Source organism: Pseudomonas sp. A-RE-22, from assembly GCF_019956035.1.
GTDB classification, from domain to species: Bacteria; Pseudomonadota; Gammaproteobacteria; order Pseudomonadales; family Pseudomonadaceae; genus Aquipseudomonas; species Aquipseudomonas brassicacearum.
Genome location: NZ_JAHBCZ010000026.1, coordinates 45,831 through 66,952, shown reverse-complemented (window position 1 = coordinate 66,952; position 21,122 = coordinate 45,831). Strand labels below are relative to the sequence as shown.

The following is a 21,122-nucleotide window of genomic DNA, read 5'->3' as shown; positions in this document are numbered from 1 at the left end:
TGAGCACGGCGGGAGTAGCCCGGCGCGCATCGAGTTGCATCACGTTGTTGGCGATGAAGAGGCTGTAGTAGCGGTAGGCGACCAGATAGATGGCCACGGCTGCGACGACGATCCAGAGGGCGTTGATGGGTTCGCCGCGGCGCAAGGCCACGACACTCAACGCACAGGCTCCCAGAACAGCCACGGCAAACCAGGCGAGGTGTTTAACCAGACGGGTTGTCATTGCGTGTCTCCTGCCGATATCCAGTGGATTGCGGCGATTGTTTTTATAGTGTGCCCCGGCTATTCGGAGCCGGCCCAATATCCCTGCAATGGGTCAATAAATAAATCCGTAGTACTACGTAGAACCCCAACTTCTGTGGGAGCAAGGCTTGCCCGCGATAGAGTCAATACGGTCTTTCATAAACCGCGGCGCCTGCATCGCGAGCAAGCTTTGCTCCCACATGTCTTGCGCCACAGGTTTTATGCCTCATCCATGGGTTTGGCATATGATGCCGCCATTCGCCTCCCCGCCGAGTCCGGACAGGAGTACAGATGCTGCTCAAACACAAAATCGTCGCCCTCGGGATTTTGCCGCTGGTCCTGGCCATCGCGGTCATCTGCGCCCTGGTGATCTCGCTCAATCGCCAGTTGGGCGATCAACAGGCGCAACTGATCGAAGACAGCATCCTGGCGAGCAAGCGCGCGGAGCTGAAGAACTATGTCGAGATGGCGCAGAGCCTGATCGCCCCGCTGTATGACAACGGTCGGGGAGACGAGCGCGCACAGCAGCAGGTCCTGGAAGAACTGCGCAAGCTCAGCTTCGGCATCAACGGTTACTTTTTCGTGTACGACCGCCAGGGCCGCAGCCTCATGCATGCCCGCCAGTCGGAACTGGTGGGGCAATACCTCTGGGACATGAAGGACCCCCACGGCCTGCCGGTCATCCAGGCATTGCTCAAGAGTGCCGAGTCAGGCGAAGGGTTCCAGCGTTATGCCTGGAACAAACCCTCCTCCGGCCAGGTGACCGACAAGCTGGCCTATGTCGTGATGCTCGATCAATGGGGCTGGATGCTCGGCACCGGGATTTACCTGGAGGACGTCGAACGCGCCACCCAGCAAGCCCGCGACGAAGTTGCCCACGGCATCCACAGCACCATGCAAGCCATCGCCGCGATCGCCTTGGTGGCGGTCCTGCTGGTATTTGCCGGCGGCATGACCCTCAACGTCAGCGAACATCGCCTGGCCGACAAAAAGCTGCAGCGGCTGAATCAGCGCATCGTCAGCTTGCAGGAAGAGGAACGCTCGCGGGTTTCTCGCGAGCTGCACGACGGCATCAGCCAACTGCTGGTGTCGATAAAGTTCCAGTTCGAACTGGCCAGCCATGTGTTGGAGAACGGCCAGGAGAATGGCCTGGGCATCCTCAAGAACGCGACCGATCGGCTAGGCGAAGCCATCGGCGAAATCCGTAGCATCTCCCATGACTTGCGCTCGTCCCTGCTCGATACCCTGGGCCTGCCCGCCGCCATTGGCCAACTCGCGACCGAGTTCCAACAGCGCAGCGGGCTTGAAGTGTCCTACCGAAGCAACGAATTCGATTGCCGCCTGGAAAATGGCGCCCCTGTCTCGCTGTTCCGCATTGCCCAGGAAGCCCTGACCAATATCGAGCGCCATGCCGGGGCGAAAAGTGTCGGCATCACCCTGTTCGGCTCCAGCCAGTCCTTGCGCCTGACGGTGGTGGATGACGGGATGGGCTTCAATGTCCCGCAAGTAGAGCGCGGCCACGCCGGCATCGGCCTGCGCAATATCCGCGAACGGGTCGAGCATTTCGGCGGATGCCTGGAAGTGACCTCGGCACCGGGACGAAGCGAACTGGATATCCTGCTGCCCATGAACCTCTCGGTAACGGAAAACTGATGCGCGCCCCTTCCAACAAGAGCACCTGCCGATGAACCTGCCTCCGGTGATTCGCGTCGCGCTGGTCGACGATCACTCCCTGGTCCGCGACGGCATCAAGGCCCTGCTGTCCGTCATGCCCCGACTGGACGTGGTGGGCGAAGCCGAGAATGGTGCGCAGGCGATCGAAATGGTCGGTCGCAGCCAACCGGACCTGCTGCTGATGGACATCAGCCTCAAGGACATGAACGGGCTCGAGTTGACCCGACTGCTGGGCAAGCAATACCCCAGCCTCAAGATCCTTATCCTCAGCATGTATGACAATTACGAGTACGTGAGCGAATCCGTGCGTTCCGGCGCCAGCGGCTACGTGCTCAAGAACGCGCCGTCGCGGGAAATCATCGCGGCCATCGAAGCCATCATCAGCGGCGGCACGTTCTACAGTGCCGAGATCGCCCAGCGGCTCGCCACCGACCCGAACACCGACAGCGAGCTGACGCCGCGCGAGAGCCAGGTGCTGGCGAAAATGGTCCAGGGCCTGAACAACAAGGAAATGGCCCGCGAGCTGGACATCAGCGTACGCACCGTCGAAACCCATCGCCTGAGCATCCGCCGCAAGCTGAACATCGACAAGCCCGCGGCCCTGGTGAAATACGCGATCGACCACGGGATCATTTCGCGCTAGAGAAACCATTGTGGCGAGGGAGCTTGCTCCATCGCCACAGGGTTATTCATTTCAATCGACGTGATAATAGCCAGGCAACTCAAGATCATCCAACAGACTCGGGCCGCTTGGCGTCCAGCCCAGCAAGGCGCGGGTGTATTCGCTGGACACTGCCATGTTCGCGCCCGCCATGTGGGCGAACCAGCCGAAATGCTCACGCTCCCGGGATTCCACCGGCAACCCCAGGCCACGACCGATCGCCTGGGCAATGTCCTTGAACGGCACAGCCTCGTCGGCGACGGCGTGGTAGACGGACTGCGTCACGCCCTGCTCCAGCGCCAGCCGATAGACCCGTGCGGCGTCCAGCCGATGCACGCCCGACCAGCAGTGGACGCCGTCCCCGAGATAGGCCGAAACGCCCGTCTCCCGGGCCAGGCGAACCAGGATCGGAACGAATCCGTGGTCGCCGAGGCCATGGACCGAGGGTGCCAGGCGCACGGTCGCGCAGCGCACACCACGCTCGACCAGCGCCCGGGCCGCCGTTTCGGATTTACGCGGCGAAGCCGGGCTGGGCACCTCCAGCTCGCTCGCGCCCCGAGTCAAGCCCAACAGGCCGGACGTCACCAGCAAAGGTCGCTCAGACCCCTGCAGCGCGCTGCCCAATACTTCGATTACATGGCGGTCCAACTCAGCGTTCTCGGCAAACCGCGAGAAGTCATGATTGAACGCGGTGTGAATCACCGCATCCGCCGCCGAAGCCGCCCGGTGCAGGACGTCGAGGTCATTCAATGTCCCGCGGACCACCTTCGCGCCGGTCGCGGCCAGTGCGGCAACCTTGTCATCGGAACGGGCCAGGCCGGTGACCTGATAGCCGGCACCGATCAATTCCTGGACCACGGCAGACCCAACCCAGCCCGTGGCACCGGTAACGAATACATGCATGTTTCAAACTCCTGATTAGAACCATCGAGGAACACAGACTCACTTCTGGCGCAGCTCAAGCCGGCTGCCGGCCTTGCATCCCTGGCATCACCAATGCCAGCGCCACGACAAAGGCCAGCATCACCGTAACGGCCCCGCCCAGGTAAACCGCGCCGATCCCCCACGTGCCCGCCAACGCCCCAGCCAACGGGCTGCTCAGCCCCAGGGAAATGTCCAGGAACGCGACATAGGCCCCCATGGCGAGACTGCGGTTCTGCGCTGGCGCGCGCTTCACCGCCTCCACCCCAAAGCCCGGGAAGGCCAGGGAATAGCCGAAGCCGGTGAGCGCTGCGCCCAGATAGGCCACCAGCGCAGTGTCGGCGCCCCAGATCAGCAATTGCCCGACGGCTTCGATCACCACACAGACCAGGGCGACACGCGCGCCGCCGATCTTGTCTGGAAGGTGGCCAAAGAGCAGGCGCGCACCGATGAACGCCAGCCCGAACGCGGTGAACGCCAGAGAGGCATTGCCCCAATCCCTGGCCGCAAACAACAGCGCGATAAAAGCCGTGATGACACCGAAGCCAACGCTGCAAAACGCCAACCCCATGCCCGGCACCCACACCGCGCCCAACACCTTGTAGAACGGTGCCCGCCGGGTCGCCGTAGGGGCGACAGCCCGGACACCCGCGACAATCGCCAGCGCCAGCAGCGGGATGAAAATCGTCGCGACGGCAATGCCGGTGAACCCCCAGCCGCTATTCAGCGCCACGCCGAGCGGAGCGCCCAGGGCATAGGCGCCGTACATGGCAATACCATTCCAGGCCATGACCTTGCCGGCATGCTGCGCGCCGACCAGGCCGATGCCCCAACCCAACGCGCCGGTGACGATCAGGCTTTCACCCAGGGCCAACAGGACACGACCGCCCAGCAAGAGCCAGACCGACGTGACAGGCGTAGCAACGAACGCCAAGGACAGCAGATAAACCAACCCGGAAACCGCCGCCGTCACCAGGCCGACCATGACGGCGCGCTTGCCTCCGCGCATGTCAGCGAAGTTGCCGGCCCAGGCGCGTGACAACAGCGCCGCGGCAAATTGTGCGCCGACCACCAGGCCGATGACCAGCGTACCCATGCCTAGCGTGTCATGCAGGTGCAGGGGCAAGACCGGCAATTGCATGCCCAGGGTCAGAAAACCGATGAATACCGTCAGCGTGAGTGGCAACAGCTTGAGCACCGGCTTGACGTCAGCGCTTGCCTGAGGCGCCAAGGAGGCGCCCTGATGAACGTTTTTTTGAGTCATAACCCTACTCACAGAAAGGATGCGATGTGACGTTGAACGTTGTCTGTGGAGCCGACTAGAATGCGATCAATTCGTCGCATTCAAGATACGAACAATCCGTCGCATTTCCTATTCGCATTCCCTTCCGAGGCTCATGCCCGTATGTCCGAACGCTCAAGCCCGCAGATTTCCTCACGCAAACAGCCGCAACAGGCACGCTCCACCGAGCTCGTCGCCGCCGTTCTGGAGGCGGCTGTTCAGGTTCTGGCGACCCAGGGCGCGGCACGTTTCACGGTGGCCCGAGTTGCCGAGCGAGCTGGCGTGAGCGTCGGCTCGGTGTATCAGTACTTCCCGAACAAAGCGGCGATCCTGTTCCGCCTGCAAAGTGATGAATGGCGACAAACCAGCGATATGCTGCGCGAGATCCTTGAAGACAGCCGCCAGCCGCCCTTCGAGCGGCTGCGCAGCCTCGTGCGGGCGTTCATCCAGTCCGAATGCGACGAGGCCCAGATACGCGTCGCGCTCAACGACGCCGCACCGCTCTACCGCGACGCCCCCGAACACCAGGCCGCGCGGATGTCGGTGCAACAGTCGGTGGACGCCTTCATGCTGCAAGCACTGCCTGCCGTCCCGGCACAGGCCCGCGCCCTGGCAGGTGACCTGGTGATCACGACGCTCAGTACCGTGGGCAAGCGATTTTCATCCGCGCCTCGCTCTCCTGTGGAAGTTGCCGTCTATAGCGATGCCATGGCCGATATGTTCTGCGCCTACCTGGAAAGCCTGCAGCGACAGCCCCCCGAGACGACGCTCAGCTGACTGTTCACGATCAACACCGCAGTGACAGCGAGCAGGCGCTTTCACTACACTCCCCGGTCTTGTTCCCTTCCGTTGCGAGACGTCCAATCACTATGAAAAACATAACAAGCTCGATGACGCTCTGTGGCCTGTTGGTGCTCTCCGGCAGCGCCCTGGCCGAGCCGGCACCTTCGCTGCTGGACCAGGTCCTGCAACGCGGCGAACTGAAGGTGTGCACCACTGGCGACTACAAGCCCTATACCTTTAAAACCGAGGCGGGCGAATACGAAGGCATCGACATCGATATGGCGCGCTCGCTGGCCGCCAGCCTGGGCGTCAAGGTGCAATGGGTGCAGACCACCTGGAAAACCCTGATGCCGGATATGGTTGCCGGTCAATGCGACATCGGCATGGGTGGGATTTCGGTGACGCTGGAACGCCAGAAGAAAGCTTATTTCAGTGACACCCTGGACGTGGATGGCAAGATCCCGCTGGTGCGTTGCGAAGACAAGGAGCGCTACCAGACCCTCGAACAGATGAACCAGCCTTCGGTACGCCTTGTGGAGCCGGCCGGCGGCACCAACGAAGCCTTCGTCCGGGCGTTCCTGCCCAACGGCCAGCTCAGTTTCCACGACAACGTGACCATCTTCCAGCAACTGCTGGACAAGAAAGCCGACGTGATGATTACCGACGCGTCAGAAGCGCTCTACCAGCAAAAACTCAAGCCCGGCCTGTGCGCGGTCAACCCGACCCGCTACCTGCAATATGGCGAGAAGGCCTACCTGCTGCCTCGGGATGACGCCACCTGGAAGATGTACGTCGATCAGTGGCTGCACCTGAGCAAGGCCAATGGCAGCTACCAGAAAGTGATTGGGCAGTGGTTGGCCGTCCCGGCCGCCCAATAACCGTTCGCTGACAAAACAAAAAAACATGTGGGAGCGAGCTTGCTCGCGATGGCGCCACGTCTGCCGCATTGATGTTGGCTGACGCACCGCTATCGCGAGCAAGCTCGCTCCCACACAGGGTTGGGCCTGTTCAGGACTGACCGCTTTACGTCACTGCGCCGCCCGCACCTTGGCGATCTCCTCGTACATCATCTTCACCAGCTCGCCATCCAGGGATTTGGCGAACTTGTCGATCACCGGTTGCACGCGCTCACGAAAGCGATCTTTCTCGGCTGGGGTGATCTCATTCACGGTCATCGCGCCGGCCAACGTCACCTTGGCCTTGTCCATGCCCGCCGCCGTGACTTCACGCTGGAATGTTTGCGCTTCGGCCGCGGCCGCGCGAATCATTGCCTTTTCGTCGTCGTTAAGGCGGTTCCAGGTTTTCTGGCTGATGATCAACGACTGCGGGTTGAAGATGTGGCCCGTGACGGAGAGATACTTCTGCACCTCGTAGAACTTGTTGCCCTCGATCACGGTGAACGGGTTTTCCTGACCGTCGATGGTGTGTTGCTCAAGACCCGTGTAGACCTCGGGGAACGCCATCGGCACCGGGTTGGCGCCCAGGGCGGAGAAGGTCTCCAGGTAGATCGGCGACTGGATGACGCGAATCTTCAAGCCCTGCATGTCCTCAAGCTTGGTCACCGGGTGCTTGCTGTTGGTCAGGTTACGGAAACCCAGGTCCCAATAACCCAGCCCTACCAGCCCCTTGCTATCCAGTTGCGCCGCCAGTTTCTGCCCGACCGGCCCATCGATCACCGCATGGGCTTCCTCGACGTTGTTGAACAGGAACGGGAAATCGAGCATGGCATAATCCGGTGCCTGGGCGGCCAGGATGCCGGAGTTGAGCACGGTGATGTCCAGCGTGCCGCCCTGCAACGCCGACACCGTTTGCACGTCGCCGCCTAGCGTACCGCCGGGGAACAGGCGGACCTTGATCTTGCCACCGCTCTTTTCGCTGAGCAGGTCGGCGAACTTCTGCGCGCCCTGCCCTTGTGGATGCTCCTTGACGTTCTGGAACGCGAATCGCAGGGTACGTTCGCGGATTTCATCGGCGTGGCTGACCACGCTACCCAGCAGCAGTCCCGTTGCGCACGCCCCGGCCAACAGGGTTTTCATCAGTTGTCCCATGTCACTCTCCGATCATTATTGTTTTTAAGTCGAGCTACTACGGCTTGCACCGGCATTAACCGGTGAAGAATTTCAGGGGTCCCAGGACCAGTTGCGGGAACAGGACCAGCAGGAACAGCACCGCCAGTTGCGCTAGCAGGAACGGCCACACGCCACGAACGATTTCTTCGATATTGAGCTTGGAAACCCCGCTCACCACGTTGAGCACAGTGCCCACGGGCGGGGTAATCAGGCCGATGGCGGTGTTGATCAGGAACAACACGCCGAAGTAAACCGGGTCGATGCCCGCCTGGGTGATCGCCGGCATCAGCACCGGTGTGAGGATGAGGATGCTCGGCGTCATGTCCATGACCGTACCGACCAGGATGATCATCAGCATGATCACTACCAACAGCAGGGTCGGGCTATCCATGAACGGCTCGAGCACCGCCGCCAATTGGCCTGGCAAGTCGGCAATGGTCACCAGCCAGGAAGAAACCATGGCGGCGGCGACCAGCAGCATCACCACCGAGGTGGTCTTGGCCGAGGACAGGATCACCTCGTACAACTGGCTGACTTTCATTTCCCGGTAGATCACCAGGGACACGAATAGCGAATAGACCGCCGCCACCACTGCCGCTTCCGTCGGGGTGAAAATGCCGAACTTGAGGCCGAAAATAATGATGATCGGCAAGCCCATGGCCCAGCTGCCCTCAACCAATGCCCGCAGGACCTCGGCACGGGATTGCTTGGGTGGCGTCTCGACATTCTCGCTGCGGGAAACGAACCACCAGGCAATGGCGAGCGCCGCTCCGAGCATGATCCCCGGCACGATGCCGGCCAGGAACAACTTGGAAATCGACACCCCGGACGCCACGCCAAAGACAATGAAGCCAATGCTCGGCGGAATGATCGGCGCGATAATTCCACCGGCGGCAATCAAACCCGCCGAGCGTGCCCGGTTATGCCCGGCCAGCACCATCATCGGTACCAACAAGGCCGCCAGTGCCGCCGCATCGGCCACGGCCGAACCGGAGAGCGACGCCAGCAGGCAGGACGCGATGATCGCCACGTAACCGAGACCACCGCGCTTGTGCCCCACCAGCGCCATGGCAATGTTGACGATGCGTTTGGACAAGCCACCGACATTCATGATCTCGCCGGCCAGCATGAAGAACGGCACGGCCATCAGTGGGAAGCTGTCCGCCCCGTTGAGCAGGTTCTGGGCAATGATTTGCGCGTCGAACAGATCCAGGTAGAACATCAACGCCACACTGACCACCAGCAAGGCAAACGCGATGGGCATGCCCAGTGCCATGCTGCCAATCAAGGACCCGAGGAAAATAACCAGTGTCATGGGCGGGTACTCTTGATGGGGTCAGGGGTGATGGAGTTAGGGGTGATCACCTCGGCGTCGTTGTCCTTGACCATCACCAACTCGTCATCCCCCAGCTTGCCGAACAGCGCCAGGTAGAGCTCGTAGAGCAGGATCGCTGCGGCACTGGCGCCAAACACCAGGCCGGCCCCATAAAACAGCGCCATGGACAATCCTGACGCCGGGGCAACTACATTCAGGTTGATCGCGGCCTGTTGCCAACTGCCACTGAAAATCAGCCAGCAGATGTACAACATCAAAAGATGACTGATGACCAGGCATATACGCTTGCCGGCCGGCGGCAAGCGCTTGACCAGGCTGTCCATGCCCAGGTGAGCACGGTCCTTGAGCGCCACCAGGGCACCGAGAAATATCATCCAGACGAAGAACCAGCGCGACAGCTCCTCCGACACACTGATGCCAGAGTTGAAGGCATAACGCAGCACCACATTGCCGAACACCAGCACGATCATCGCGACCATGCACAACACAATCAGTAGCTTGAGCAGCTTGAAATACAGATCGACGATTTTTGTCATCTTGAAGAACTCCGAGGCTTGTCGAGCGCCGACATCCCATTGGCGCGATAAGACCGCAAACAGCGTGGGCCGCTAGCGGATCGAACCTGAGAGGCTGGAAGGTGCTTCCGGATTGGAACAACGGATCAAGGGAAAGGCGTGTGGCGCTCGCAGACGAGTAGGCATGGAGTATTCCTCTATTTTTATTATGGTCTTGGCCTCGTAGGGCAAGACGGGTTGCCGATAAAATGTACCACCCGGTTAGTTTGGTCAATAACCCCGACAGGCGTACAACACAAAGCGTGCGATTATCGGTCGCCATGAGAGGACGACTTACGCCTCTTGGATGTGAGTGGGACCGTTCTACGCAACTTACCGATTACAAGTAACGACTCCGCCTAGTGGGCCATTGCGAGTGGAACCATTCTTTTGGCTTATTAGTATAAAAGCTAAAATTAAATTGAACTTTTTTTACAGATAGCCAACTTCAACTCCAACTAACCAAGTAAAAACCGTTATTTCAGACGACTTACAGGCGCCATTCCAATGACACCCCCGCACCGGCCAAGCGAGAAATTAGGCGCCAAAAAAACATCGGCACCACCGTCCCAATTCTGAACAGGCCATTAAATCGGCATCTAAATAATAAAAAATCTTTTGACATCAACAAGTAACAGAAGTTATAGCGCATCTTTAAGACACCTCTACCCGACCACTAAACAACCCTCAGGAAAATTATTAATAAACTTCCGCATATAAATCTTTGCGCTCATGATTTTTGATGCTAATAATCTGCCGCCCCGAACTTCAAGATGCCACTGCGTCACTTCCTGTGTACGTCAAACCGCTGTCTGACAACGGGTCACTACTCAACTTAAATCGCTTGCTTTCTCGAATGCCTCATCGCGTCCGGGCGAGCTGCTGTGCGGCGCAGCAAACTGCGCGAGGAAGGGCGTCATCGCAACTAATCATCCACGAATCAAGATCCTTTCGATCTTCGGTACCCGTCCGGAAGCCATCAAGATGGCCCCCTTGGTCAAGGCCCTCGCCGCCGAACCGGGCATTGAGTCACTGATCTGTGTCACCGGCCAGCATCAGAGCATGCTCAAGCAGGTCCTGGATCTGTTCGACCTCAAGGCCGATTTCACCCTCGACGTGATGACGCCGCACCAGACGCTCAACTCCCTGACTGCCGCGCTGTACGCAGCCATCGACCCGGTGCTGGAACAGACCCGGCCGGATCGGGTGTTGGTCCACGGCGATACCACTTCGGCCATGGTCGCGTCGATGGCCGCTTTCCATCGACGCATCCCTGTCGGCCATGTGGAAGCCGGCCTGCGCACCGGCGACATCTACAGCCCTTGGCCGGAAGAAATGAACCGCCGCTGCATCGACCTCAGCGCCGACCTGCTGTTCGCACCTACCGAACAATCGCGTGACAACTTGCTGGGCGAACGTCTGCAAGGCCGTTGCCTGGTGACCGGCAACACCGTGATCGACGCGCTGCAACTGACGGCCCGACGCATCAATGACGATGCCCGGTTGCGTGACGAACTGGATCAACAGTTCCCATACCTGCAAACCGGACGCAAGCTGCTGCTGGTGACCGGCCACCGCCGAGAAAACTTCGGCGAGGGCTTCCTGGACATCTGCAAGGCCTTGCGTCACCTGGCCCAGCGACCGGATATCCAGATCGTCTACCCGGTGCACCTCAACCCCAACGTACTAGGCCCGGTGACCGAACAGCTGGGCGATCTGCTCAATGTGCATTTGATCAAGCCGCTGGACTACCTGGCCTTCGTACGCTTGATGCAACACGCCCATGTCATCCTCACCGACTCCGGTGGCGTGCAGGAAGAAGCGCCGTCGCTGGGCAAACCGGTGCTGGTGATGCGCGATGTCACTGAACGCCCTGAAGCAGTAGCGGCGGGCACGGTGCGCCTGGTCGGCACCTCGCCGGCATCGATCATCGCTGGCGTGGACGCATTGTTCGACGATGACGCGTTGTGGCGCCGCGCCTCACAAGCCGCCAACCCCTATGGCGACGGCAATGCCAGCCAACGCATCGTCGATACCCTGATGGGGCGCCCGGTCGACGACTTCGTCGTGGCCCAACCGCCTGCACAGCAGCCGGTCGCTCCATCACTGTCCGAGCCGCGTGAGTTGCTCGCCGATTTCAACTGACCACCGTTATTCCTCTTATCAGATCGAGACTTGCCTGAATGAAGCCTTCCGTTGCCATCCCTACGGGTGCGCTCAGCGCCCTTGCCTGCGGCTTGAGCCTGCTCGCGCTCATGCCGACCTTTGCCCTGGCTGCGGACAGCCCGCTGACCCAGGCTATTCATCGACTCAACGCCGATACCCGCCAGACACGTGAAGTGCGCTTGAGCGACCTGGGTATCACTGCGCCGATCCTCTTGAGCGCCAGCGACGCCCGCCGCGAACTCTACCTGCCAGTGCCCGCCGGCGTTGCCCTCGATGACGCAACCTTGCAACTGGATGCCAGCTACCTCAATGGCGAAGGCGGTCGCAACACCCTGCTGCTGTCCCTCGATGGTTACCCGGTGCGCGCCGAAGGGCTCAGCGAGGCACAAGGCGATGCCAGCGCCACACTCGGCGTCGACAAGGCCGCGCGTGACAACGGCCTGGTGCGCCTGGGCGTTGCCTGGTCCTCGGTGGTGTCTCGACCGTTGTGCGAAGACGATCGGGTCATCGGCAACGTGCTGCGCATCCAACCCGAGACACGCCTGAACTACAGCTACGACGCCAGTCAGTTACGCGACGTTGGTACGGCTTGGACGGCCCTGCCCGGTGAACCCGGCATCCTCGTCGCCCCCGGTTCGTTGTCCGCTGCCAGCTACGATTCGGCCTGGCGCCTGGGCGTGGCACTGGAGCGCATCGGCAAACACAGCCGCATCCTGCCCTTCCCTGTCGTGCAGGACAGCGTGGACCTGAGCAGCCTGCGCATTCCTGCCGAGTTATTGAGCATTCCAGCCTTCGCCAGCCTCAACGGCAAAGGCCCGCACACCTTGGCCAACCCGGCCGAGATCGGCGCACTGCTGGTGTTGGGCCAGACCTCGAACGTACAGGCAGACCTGGCGATCAACGACCCGGAACTGCTCAAGGCCATCAACCAGTCCCTGGACGCCTTGCAAAACCAGGTCCAGGGCCTCGACACAACGGCAGCCAGCGCGCTGACCCAATGGCGCGAACAGCACGTCAACGCAGCGCTGGCGAGCGCCGGCACCGACAACGTAAGCCTGGCGCTGCTCGGCACTCGCCCGGTCCTGATGATCGCCCCGCAATCCACCGGCAAAGCCTTGTCGCTGCTCGGTTCGGCGTGGAGCAAACTGGCGAAAAGTCGCCAATTGACCGTGAGCGAAGCGCAAACACCGTTGAGCGACGATGGCCGTGTAGCCCTGTCGCGACTGGGCGGCGCCCCTGGCAACTTCGACGTGGCCTCGCGATTCGACTGGAGCACTTCGTTCCCTCTGGGCAGCGTGGCTTACGACGGTCGCCTGCCGGTCACGGCCGTGGTGAACGTCTCCGCAGCCCCGGGGGCTTCCGCTACAGCACCGGTGGCCTCGCTGTTTTTCAATGATTTCCTGATCGGCGCGCAGCAACTGACTACCGATGGTGAGCCACAGCGCATCCAGGCCCACATCCCACGCTACGCCCTGGGCTCGAAGAACACCTTGCGCGTGTCGTTCCAGCGCCAGCCGGTCAGCGACCGCTGCCTGGAAACGCCGCAAGCCTTCCCGGTATCGGTCCTGCCGACCAGCCACATCGTCCTGGAAAAAACCTCGCTGGACGACGACTTCTCCGGCATGGCCGCACGCTTCGCCGTGGACACCCAGATCCTGGTTCCCCAGGCCTACCTCGACCAACCGGCCAGCAGCCTGACGCGGGTCATTTCGGTGGCCGATACCAGCGGCGTATCGCCGCTGCGCGCGCAGCTCAAGGTCAGCGCTGATCCGAAAGCCGTCGTCAGCCCGGACAAAGCCTTCCTGGCCTTCGAGTTGCCGCTCAAGGACAGCCAGGAATCGGTCCAGGTCGACGAGCAAGGTCGCCTGCGCATCAACCACAAGGACCAGGTGTTGCTGGACGTACAACCCCTCAACCAATTGGCCTCGCTGCAAGTGGTGCAGACCGCAGGCCAGCACGGCCTGGTCTACCGGGCCCTGGGCAACCAGCCGCCAAGCCTGGCCAAGCCGATTGTGCTGACCCGTGGCGACGTGGCGATTCTGGGCAACAACGGGGCCGTGGCGATCTTCGATACCCAAGACCCAAGCGGTAGCCTGCTGATCGGCAGCGAAGAACCCAAGGGCCTGGACGCCTGGCGTAAACCTTCGCTGCTCTGGTTGATTCCAGGCGCCATTATCCTGTTCCTCCTCTTGTTGCTGGCAGGCCGTAGCGCCCGTCGCAATCGCCAGTAACGGTACCCTTCGATGACGTCGATTTATTGGCCCTATTGGCTGGCCCATTACTACAACTACCTGGAGATCGCGACCATCGTGGTCGCGGTGCTGATCCTGATCTCCAGCCTGGACGATCTGATCGTTGACGTGTGGTACTGGTCTCGTCGCCTGTACCGCAAGTTCACCGTGGACCGCCGCTACCGGCCGCTGACCGTCGAGCAATTGTTGGCCCGGGACGAACAGCCCCTGGCGATCATGGTGCCGGCCTGGCTGGAATACGACGTCATCGCGCCGATGATCGAGAACATGGTGTCGACACTCGACTACCAGAACTACGTGGTGTTCGTCGGTACGTACATCAACGACCAGCGCACCATCGACGAAGTCGAGCGGATGCGCAGACGCTACAAACAACTGCACCGCGTGGAAGTGCCCCATGCCGGGCCGACCTGCAAGGCCGACTGCTTGAACTGGGTGATCCAGGCGATTTTCCTGCATGAGAAAACCCATGGCATGACCTTCGCCGGCGTCGTCCTGCACGACAGCGAGGACGTGCTGCATCCGCTGGAACTGCGTCTGTTCAACTACCTGTTGCCGCGCAAGGACATGATCCAGTTGCCCGTGGTGTCGCTGGAGCGCAACTGGTACGAATGGGTGGCGGGCGTCTACATGGACGAGTTCGCCGAATGGCACGGCAAGGACCTGGTGGTGCGTGAAAGCATGACCGATACCGTACCCTCGGCCGGCGTCGGAACCTGCTTTTCCCATCGCGCCCTGCGGGTGCTGGCCGGTGAAACCGAAAACCAGCCGTTCAACACCGACAGCCTCACCGAGGACTATGACGTTGGCGCGCGCTTGGCCAAGGTTGGCATGAATGCGATCTTCGTACGTTTCCCGGTGCAGTTCCGGGTGCTGCGCAAATCCTGGTTTCGCAAACCCTACGAATCGACCCTGACCATGCCATTGTGCGTGCGCGAGTTCTTCCCGGACACGTTCCGCACCGCCTTCCGGCAGAAGGCACGCTGGACCCTGGGCATCGGCTTGCAAGGCTGGGAGCAGATGGGTTGGAACGGCTCGCTGGCCAACCGATACCTGCTGTTTCGCGACCGCAAGGGCGTGGTGACGGCGTTCGTGAGCATTATTGCCTACGTTATTCTGGTGCAACTGCTGGGCTTGATCGTCCTGCGCCACAGCGGCTTATGGGACGTCACCTTCCCTACGCCGTTTGAAAGCAATGACCTGATCAAATACCTGCTGCTGGCCAACGGCGTCGCCTTGGTCTGGCGAATCCTGCACCGTTATTACTTCACCGCCGTGCTGTACGGCTGGCAGCATGGCTTGCTGTCCATGCCGCGCATGCTGGTGGGCAACTTCGTCAACTTCATGGCCGCTTCCCGGGCCTGGCGCATGTTCCTGGTGGGCAAGGTGATGAATCGCAAGCTGGTCTGGGACAAGACCATGCACGATTTTCCTTCCACCGACCTGGTCGCCATCGCGCCGCGCCGCCTGGGCAGCGTGTTGCTGTCCTGGCAGGCTATCACCGACACGGCCCTGCAAAGCGCCCTCCACGAACAACAGTCGCGCAACGTGCCTTTGGGGCGAATTCTGCTCAATAACGGGTGGCTGGACGATGAAACCCTGGCCGAAGCCATCGCGTTCCAGAATGACCTGCCACGGGTCTTTGATGTCGCCGAGAAAGCCGCTGCCTCGACGTCCCCGCTGAGCCCCGAGTTTGCCTTGCGCTGGCGGGTCGTGCCTCTGGGCCCCAACAGCGAAGGCCGCGAACAGATCGCCGTCGCCAACCCCTTGCCCGATGAAGGCCTGCAACAGGTCAGCGCCGCGCTGGGTAGCGAGCCGGTGCAACTGATTGCCCGGGAAAGCGAAATTCTCGCGCTGTTGCGCAAGCTGCCTGCGCGCAACGGTCATGCCGTACCCAATGCCCGGGCGCCGCTGTTGGGCGACCTGCTGATCGAAATGGGCCTGCTCGATCGCGACGAATTCAGTCGCGTCATGCTCCAGTACCGGCCGCAACACCACGGCCGCATCGGCGATTACCTGGTCGACAGCGGCGTGCTGCCACGTTCGACGATCGAACAGGTCGTGGCCCGTCAGCACAATCTCTACCCAACGGAGCTCCCGGCATGAACCGCCCCTTCCTGACCCTTTTGGCCACGGGGCTGAGCCTGATACCAGCGTTTGCGCTTGCCGAAACGTTGCCGCTGCCACTGTCCGGGCCGGCCTATACCGCCGCCAACGAAGCCTACAGCGCCTACGAACGCAAGGACTACGACCTGGCCATTACCAAGGCACGCGAAGCCCTGCGCCAGCGTGCCGACGTGACGCGCCTGAACACCCTGATCGAGTTGGCCGAGCGGGACAAGAAACTGCGCGACCAACCCCAGCCCCTGGCAGCGTCTCGCCCCGCCAGCGCAGCACCGGGTTTCGTCGCCGCGTCCCAGGGGTTCAAGGCCTATGACCGCGAACAATTCGACCTGGCCGCGCAATCGGCCCGCAAGGCCGTCACCCAGGCACCCCGGCGCCGTGAATATCGCCTGTTGCTGATCGACGCCTTGCAGCGCCAGCAACACTTGGAAGAAGCCGACCTAGCCACCACCGATGCCCTTGGTGTCTTTGCCAACGACAACACGTTGTTGATGCGCCGCAAAGCCATTCGCCGCCAACTCGCGGTACCGCTGGCGACCCAGGGCTATCGCGCCCTGGAGCAAGGCAACACAGTCCTGGCCGTGGACCAGGCGCGCAAAGCCGTGGCCTGGGCACCAGAGATCGCCGCCAACCAGCAACTGCTCATCAGTGCCCTGCTCGCGGCGAAGGCTGACGTGAGTGCCGAACAGGCCGCTTCTGCCGCACTGGCGCTGGACGATCACCAAGCCGCGCCGTGGATCCTGCGCAGCTTTGCCCGTAACCGCCAGGGCAAGACGCAGGCGGCCCAGGACGATCTTCACCAAGCGCAGAGCCTTGCGGGCCTGTCGGTCGGGGAAGCTCGTGACATCCGCTTCGCACAGGCCCAATCCTCACCACCTGTGCTGCTATGCCAGGAGAGCACCTACGGTCTGACCTGCTCCATCTCGCCGGGCAACACCGGCGGGCAGGCTCCGGTGAGCGATCTGCAGCTAGCTTATAACTGGGTTCGAGCCGGCGACGACGAATCAGCCCATGCCGCGTTCCGCAAGGCGGACGCCACCGCGCGATTGGCACCGGCACCCGCCCAGGACGCTGCCTACAACGCCATGCGAGTCCATGAAGACGACGAAGCCGTGGCGTACTTCAAGCGCGTCATCGATGGGCAAAAAACCGCTGAGACGCCCTTGTCCCCGCAACAGCTTTTCGATACCCGTCGCACCGTGGGCGATGTATCACGCAGACTCGGCCTGACCAGCACCACCAGCTATCGCGGCAGCAGTTCCAGTGGCCTGAGCGCCGCCCCGGGCACCAGCAGCAGCGGCAGCGAAAGCAATGACCTGCTGCAAAACAGCACCGAACTGTCGTGGCGTCCGCTGGGCTATCGCAATGGCCGCTTTGTCGAACTCTACGGTCGCATCACTGACACCCTGTGGAGCAAGAACAGCGAATCGGACACGGGCGCGGATGCCTTGCAAGGCGCTCTCGGCGTGCGGGTCAAGCCCTTCAGTTCGGTCAACATCATGGCGGCCCTTGAACGGACCTTCCCGCTGGGCTCTTCCAATGTCGACGGCGACTGGCTGGTGCGACTGGGCTACGGTTCGAGCATCGGCACCGATCTGCGGGTCGATGTGCCGAGCTGGTGGACCTCGCAGCTGTACGCCGAGGTCGGCCACTACATCAACGACTCGCGAGACTACTTCAACAGCGAATGGCAAGTGGGCCGCAGCTATGCCATCGGCGGAACCGGCTCGCGCTGGGTGACCTTCCCCCATGTCGTCGCGGCGATCGACTACGATTCCAAGATGAAGAGCGAAGCCGGCGGCGGCTTTTCTTCCGGCGACGCCGGGGGGATCGGGATAGGAAACAACGTACGTTACTGGTTCCGGGAAGACGCCTACAACGCGCCACGCTCCTATGTGGACCTGTCCCTGCAATACCGGGCCAGGGTGTTTGGCGAGGATCGCGCCAAAGGCGTGTTCGCGCGCCTGACCTACTCCTATTGAGGACGCTGGTGGGATATTCGGTTCGTCGGTACGAAAAGCGGCTCGCCTTGCCGAGCCGCGACTACACTGCATCCAGAAGGGACTTGTTTGAATAGCTTCGCAAAGTTCGTCAATCGCAAGACCGTCGCGGCGCTGTTACTGGCCGCGCTCCTCGGCGCAGGTACAGGGACGTACTACATAATGACCACCACGACACCGAACATCGTCGGCATCGTCTGGCAGCCGGACAACCAGACCGTCGGCATCAGCGGCAATTGGGAAAAACTGGGGGTGCACGAGTTGCTCGTGCAATGGACGGTGGTGGACGACCAGGCCTTCGTGCCCGGCACCGGCCTGCCCAGCGTACCGGTACTGCCGGACTGGGCGCGCATCGCCAGGACGCCCTGGGCCCAGGATGTCATCCTCGGGCTGGCCGGCTATTTCAGCGAGAACCGCTCACGAGAAAACATCGAGCAACTGGCCGCGCTGTCGGAGCGCATTGCCGGGTTGCCAACGCCATTGCATGTCACCGGTTGGTACTTTCCGGCTGAGGTCGACCCCAGCTGGTCGGGCGCCACGGAGCTGCCGGCGTTGCTGGCCAAGCTGCCGCGCCCGCTGTGGATCAGCGTCTACGACGGCGCCAACATCGGCCCCGCCGCTACCGCAGACTGGCTCAAGCAATGGTTGCCGAACGACATCGGTGTGTTCTTCCAGGACGGCGTTGGCGTCTATGCCCGCACCGCCCCGGTTGCCCGAAGCTACGCCGATGCCCTGCGTGACCGGCTTGGCAAGGATCGCGTGCGGATCATCGTCGAAGCCTTTCGCCCCAAATACGGCGGTGGTTTCCGCTCCGCCACGGTCGACGAGCTCAAGCCACAATTGGCGGCCTATGCAGGCTATCCGCTCTACCTGTTCGACGGGCCGCACTACATGACACCAACCTTGGTGGACCAGTTGAAACAAGCCCTGGCCCTGCCTTGATCAGAACTTAAAGCCATCCGCTTGCCCCCGCTAACTGAGTTTGTATCGGTCTGTATCTGAAATGCGGACCGATACAAAACAATGCATCTCGCCCTCTCCTGGCACACATCGTCGATACATCCGCGCGTTTAACTGTGATCACCGGACAGCAACACATTCGCTGCCACGGCCCCACTCAATCAAGCGCAAGGAGAATCACCATGTTCAATTTCTCGAAAGTATCGTCCCTGGCTATCGCCCTGACATTGGTTGGCGGTGTCGGCCTGGCCAATGTCGCCTCGGCCACCGCAGCCAGTGCATCGATTCACAACCAGGCGCAACAGCTGGCTGAAGGCGGGTCTGATCGCTTGCTGGAAAATCGCGTGGCCGAAGGCGGCTCCGATCGCTTGCTCGAGAACCGTGTGGCTGAAGGTGGCGCTGATCGGCTGCAGGAGTTGCGTGAACGCAGCGCGGTGTGAAGCGCTTTTGTGGCAATGGCGCTTACTCTCGCTCGATTCTGTAGGAGCTGGCGAAGCCTGCGATCTTTTGATCTTGAGCTTTCGACTCAATGAGCAATGGAAAGATCGCAGCCTCGCTTCGCTCGTCAGCTCCGACAGTGCATCCTCGCTGCCAGTGCCTGACAGGGCGGCTCAGGGCTTGATGTTCTTCAGCTCATTGAGCAACGCGAGCAGTTGCTGCATCTTTTCCTCGCCGAACTGTTCTTCGATCCGTCGATAGTTGCTTTCCATGCCCTCGCTCATGGACACGAAGCACTGCTGGCCGCGCTCGGTCAGCCCGACAAAGACCCGTCGCTGATCCTGGCTGGACTTCTGCCGCCGCACCAAGCCGTCACGCTCCAGGCGACTGAGCACACCGGTCATGCTCGGCTTGAGGATGCACGCCTGGTGAGCGAGCTGATGGCTTTCCAGCTCCCCTTGCTGATGCAGGATACGGATCACCCGCCATTGCTGTTCCGTGAGGTCATGCTGGTTCAGCGCCGGTCGAAAAAAAGCCATCGCCGCTTCGCGGGCTTGCAACAGCGTCAGGGTCAATGAGGGTCTGGGGTTGGCCATGTTCGAACTGTGTGGATGGGCGAGTCGGCAGCTTAGTTGGGCCGCCTGGCTGCTGCAAGAAGCATGGCCGCGCTATGTCACTGTGGAAGGGGATTCTGTGGGAGCAAAGCTTGCTCCCACAGAATCCCTCTCGCCACTATTCAGCGCAACCCCGATTGCCGCTGGCGATACTCCCCCGGTGTGAGCTGGGCGTAACGCTGGAAAAACCGACTGAAATACGCCGGGTCCTTGAACCCGAGCTGGTAGCAGATTTCATTGGCCGAGCTGCCGGTGAACAACAACAGGCGCTTGGCCTCCTGCATCAGCCGCTCCATGATCAGGCGTTTGGAAGGCAGGTCGGCGATGCGTCGGCACACATCATTGAGGCGCGCCTCGGTCACGCCGATGCCTTCGGCGTAGCGCGACAACGGCCAATGCTGCAGGTAGTGGGCCTCGATCAACTCGTTGAAACGGTGAAAGATCTTCAGGTCTTCATGCCGGGCCGGCCTGGCCTCCAGGGAGTTGGAACACAACCGTAGCAGGCTGATCATGATCAGCCGCGTCAAAGCGTCCAGTGCTGCGCTGCGCCCCGGGCGCCCGGCCGTCACCTCCTCGCTCAACTCCTCGAACAGGTACTCCAGGCGCCGCACCTCCCCCGCCTGCCCGGGCCCCAGTTGCGCCAGCGCTACGCAGGCTGCCGGCATCTGCACGCCCGCCGGCGCCAGGCTCGGGTCGGCGTCGATCAACTGCCACACCAATTGCTGGCGCACCGTCAGCACATGCCCGTCACTGTCGGCCTCGGTCACGAAGGAATGGGGAATGGTCGGCGGTGTGAGGAAGAACATCGGGCCGGATTCGACGTACTGCTGGTCATCGAGATACACGCGCACGGTGCCGCTCTTGACGTAATGCACCTGGAAGAACCGGTCGTGGCGATGAACCGGCATGTTGCGACCGAAAAAATCCGCCAGGTTGGCGAGTCGGTCGTAATGCACTTCCGCGTCGCTATAGCGCTGGTCGTACACCTGACCAATGTTGATGTTGGGGATCGGCTGACGGTCAGTCATCACGCAGTACTCGTTTT

General features: G+C 61.5%; 18 protein-coding genes. 10 read left to right on the top strand and 8 right to left on the bottom strand.

Features of this window, described 5'->3' with window-relative positions; translation table 11 throughout:
* Window positions 1-223 (bottom strand): carbon starvation CstA family protein (locus KGA89_RS14855; RefSeq protein WP_305891314.1); only part of this gene is annotated, 223 nt, incomplete at its 3' end.
* A 311-nt stretch (window positions 224-534) separates the two neighbouring features.
* Here KGA89_RS14855 and KGA89_RS14850 point away from each other — a divergent pair.
* Complete coding sequence (locus tag KGA89_RS14850) at window positions 535-1,896, top strand: cache domain-containing protein (protein ID WP_223471933.1); 1,362 nt, start codon at window positions 535-537, stop codon at window positions 1,894-1,896.
* A gap of 31 nt (window positions 1,897-1,927) precedes the next feature.
* The gene (locus tag KGA89_RS14845; protein ID WP_223471932.1) at window positions 1,928-2,560 is read left to right on the top strand and encodes a response regulator; all 633 of its coding nucleotides are present in this window, start codon (window positions 1,928-1,930) and stop codon (window positions 2,558-2,560) included.
* Between the two features lie 51 nt (window positions 2,561-2,611).
* Here KGA89_RS14845 and KGA89_RS14840 read toward each other — a convergent pair whose 3' ends face one another.
* On the bottom strand, window positions 2,612-3,481 hold the full coding sequence (locus KGA89_RS14840; protein ID WP_223471931.1) for an SDR family oxidoreductase: 870 nt from the start codon (window positions 3,479-3,481) through the stop codon (window positions 2,612-2,614).
* A gap of 55 nt (window positions 3,482-3,536) precedes the next feature.
* Window positions 3,537-4,763, bottom strand: coding sequence for an arabinose transporter (locus KGA89_RS14835; protein WP_003201646.1), 1,227 nt, complete (start codon window positions 4,761-4,763; stop codon window positions 3,537-3,539).
* Between the two features lie 141 nt (window positions 4,764-4,904).
* On the opposite strand from KGA89_RS14835, the gene KGA89_RS14830 reads away from it, so the two are divergent.
* Complete coding sequence (locus KGA89_RS14830; RefSeq protein WP_003201644.1) at window positions 4,905-5,558, top strand: TetR family transcriptional regulator; 654 nt, start codon at window positions 4,905-4,907, stop codon at window positions 5,556-5,558.
* Window positions 5,559-5,650: 92 nt separating this feature from the next.
* Window positions 5,651-6,442: a transporter substrate-binding domain-containing protein gene (locus KGA89_RS14825; protein WP_223471930.1), complete on the top strand. Its 792-nt coding sequence runs from the start codon at window positions 5,651-5,653 to the stop codon at window positions 6,440-6,442.
* Between the two features lie 150 nt (window positions 6,443-6,592).
* Here KGA89_RS14825 and KGA89_RS14820 read toward each other — a convergent pair whose 3' ends face one another.
* Genes KGA89_RS14820 through KGA89_RS14810 form a run of 3 tightly spaced genes read right to left on the bottom strand, consistent with a single transcriptional unit; the run spans window position 6,593 to window position 9,505 of the window.
* Entirely contained in the window at window positions 6,593-7,612 is a 1,020-nt protein-coding gene (locus KGA89_RS14820; RefSeq protein WP_027911695.1) for a TRAP transporter substrate-binding protein, read from the bottom strand.
* 55 nt (window positions 7,613-7,667) lie between these two features.
* Window positions 7,668-8,948: a TRAP transporter large permease subunit gene (locus KGA89_RS14815; protein ID WP_079304100.1), complete on the bottom strand. Its 1,281-nt coding sequence runs from the start codon at window positions 8,946-8,948 to the stop codon at window positions 7,668-7,670.
* Window positions 8,945-9,505, bottom strand: coding sequence for a TRAP transporter small permease (locus tag KGA89_RS14810; protein WP_223471929.1), 561 nt, complete (start codon window positions 9,503-9,505; stop codon window positions 8,945-8,947). The genes KGA89_RS14815 and KGA89_RS14810 overlap by 4 nt, the downstream gene beginning before the upstream one ends.
* Before the next feature lie 936 nt (window positions 9,506-10,441).
* Here KGA89_RS14810 and wecB point away from each other — a divergent pair.
* The 6 genes from wecB (at window position 10,442) to KGA89_RS14780 (ending at window position 19,465) form a co-directional block, all read left to right on the top strand.
* Window positions 10,442-11,668 (top strand): non-hydrolyzing UDP-N-acetylglucosamine 2-epimerase, encoded by a 1,227-nt coding sequence (wecB, locus tag KGA89_RS14805; protein ID WP_080560970.1) that lies wholly within the window; start codon window positions 10,442-10,444, stop codon window positions 11,666-11,668.
* A gap of 38 nt (window positions 11,669-11,706) precedes the next feature.
* Window positions 11,707-13,920 carry a hypothetical protein gene (locus KGA89_RS14800; protein ID WP_223471928.1) on the top strand — a complete coding sequence of 738 codons (2,214 nt, stop codon included), beginning with the start codon at window positions 11,707-11,709 and terminating at the stop codon, window positions 13,918-13,920.
* Window positions 13,921-13,932: 12 nt separating this feature from the next.
* Window positions 13,933-16,047: a glycosyl transferase family protein gene (locus KGA89_RS14795; RefSeq protein WP_003201631.1), complete on the top strand. Its 2,115-nt coding sequence runs from the start codon at window positions 13,933-13,935 to the stop codon at window positions 16,045-16,047.
* Window positions 16,044-18,047 (top strand): bacteriophage N4 adsorption protein A, encoded by a 2,004-nt coding sequence (locus tag KGA89_RS14790; RefSeq protein WP_223471927.1) that lies wholly within the window; start codon window positions 16,044-16,046, stop codon window positions 18,045-18,047. The genes KGA89_RS14795 and KGA89_RS14790 overlap by 4 nt, the downstream gene beginning before the upstream one ends.
* 180 nt (window positions 18,048-18,227) lie before the next feature.
* Window positions 18,228-19,007 carry a hypothetical protein gene (locus tag KGA89_RS14785; RefSeq protein WP_003201628.1) on the top strand — a complete coding sequence of 260 codons (780 nt, stop codon included), beginning with the start codon at window positions 18,228-18,230 and terminating at the stop codon, window positions 19,005-19,007.
* 200 nt (window positions 19,008-19,207) lie between these two features.
* A complete protein-coding gene (locus KGA89_RS14780; protein WP_003201626.1) occupies window positions 19,208-19,465 on the top strand; it encodes a hypothetical protein in 258 nt (85 codons plus the stop codon).
* A 171-nt stretch (window positions 19,466-19,636) separates the two neighbouring features.
* Here the strand turns inward: KGA89_RS14780 and hpaR are convergent, their stop codons facing one another.
* Both hpaR and hpaA read right to left on the bottom strand, forming a co-directional pair.
* Window positions 19,637-20,059 (bottom strand): homoprotocatechuate degradation operon regulator HpaR, encoded by a 423-nt coding sequence (hpaR, locus tag KGA89_RS14775; RefSeq protein WP_003201625.1) that lies wholly within the window; start codon window positions 20,057-20,059, stop codon window positions 19,637-19,639.
* Between the two features lie 140 nt (window positions 20,060-20,199).
* Complete coding sequence (hpaA, locus tag KGA89_RS14770; protein WP_003201623.1) at window positions 20,200-21,105, bottom strand: 4-hydroxyphenylacetate catabolism regulatory protein HpaA; 906 nt, start codon at window positions 21,103-21,105, stop codon at window positions 20,200-20,202.
* Between the last annotated feature and the right edge of the window lie 17 nt (window positions 21,106-21,122).

Excerpts from the sequence above, each read along its gene's own strand:
- KGA89_RS14785 (WP_003201628.1), top strand. The coding sequence starts at position 18,228 with ATGACCACCACGACACCGAACATCGTCGGCATCGTCTGGCAGCCGGAC.
- KGA89_RS14850 (WP_223471933.1), top strand. The coding sequence starts at position 535 with ATGCTGCTCAAACACAAAATCGTCGCCCTCGGGATTTTGCCGCTGGTC.
- KGA89_RS14810 (WP_223471929.1), bottom strand. The coding sequence starts at position 9,505 with ATGACAAAAATCGTCGATCTGTATTTCAAGCTGCTCAAGCTACTGATT.
- KGA89_RS14825 (WP_223471930.1), top strand. The coding sequence starts at position 5,651 with ATGAAAAACATAACAAGCTCGATGACGCTCTGTGGCCTGTTGGTGCTC.
- KGA89_RS14820 (WP_027911695.1), bottom strand. The coding sequence starts at position 7,612 with ATGGGACAACTGATGAAAACCCTGTTGGCCGGGGCGTGCGCAACGGGA.
- KGA89_RS14815 (WP_079304100.1), bottom strand. The coding sequence starts at position 8,948 with ATGACACTGGTTATTTTCCTCGGGTCCTTGATTGGCAGCATGGCACTG.
- hpaR (WP_003201625.1), bottom strand. The coding sequence starts at position 20,059 with ATGGCCAACCCCAGACCCTCATTGACCCTGACGCTGTTGCAAGCCCGC.
- KGA89_RS14840 (WP_223471931.1), bottom strand. The coding sequence starts at position 3,481 with ATGCATGTATTCGTTACCGGTGCCACGGGCTGGGTTGGGTCTGCCGTG.
- hpaA (WP_003201623.1), bottom strand. The coding sequence starts at position 21,105 with ATGACTGACCGTCAGCCGATCCCCAACATCAACATTGGTCAGGTGTAC.
- KGA89_RS14795 (WP_003201631.1), top strand. The coding sequence starts at position 13,933 with ATGACGTCGATTTATTGGCCCTATTGGCTGGCCCATTACTACAACTAC.
- KGA89_RS14830 (WP_003201644.1), top strand. The coding sequence starts at position 4,905 with ATGTCCGAACGCTCAAGCCCGCAGATTTCCTCACGCAAACAGCCGCAA.
- KGA89_RS14800 (WP_223471928.1), top strand. The coding sequence starts at position 11,707 with ATGAAGCCTTCCGTTGCCATCCCTACGGGTGCGCTCAGCGCCCTTGCC.
- KGA89_RS14790 (WP_223471927.1), top strand. The coding sequence starts at position 16,044 with ATGAACCGCCCCTTCCTGACCCTTTTGGCCACGGGGCTGAGCCTGATA.
- KGA89_RS14845 (WP_223471932.1), top strand. The coding sequence starts at position 1,928 with ATGAACCTGCCTCCGGTGATTCGCGTCGCGCTGGTCGACGATCACTCC.
- KGA89_RS14835 (WP_003201646.1), bottom strand. The coding sequence starts at position 4,763 with ATGACTCAAAAAAACGTTCATCAGGGCGCCTCCTTGGCGCCTCAGGCA.
- KGA89_RS14780 (WP_003201626.1), top strand. The coding sequence starts at position 19,208 with ATGTTCAATTTCTCGAAAGTATCGTCCCTGGCTATCGCCCTGACATTG.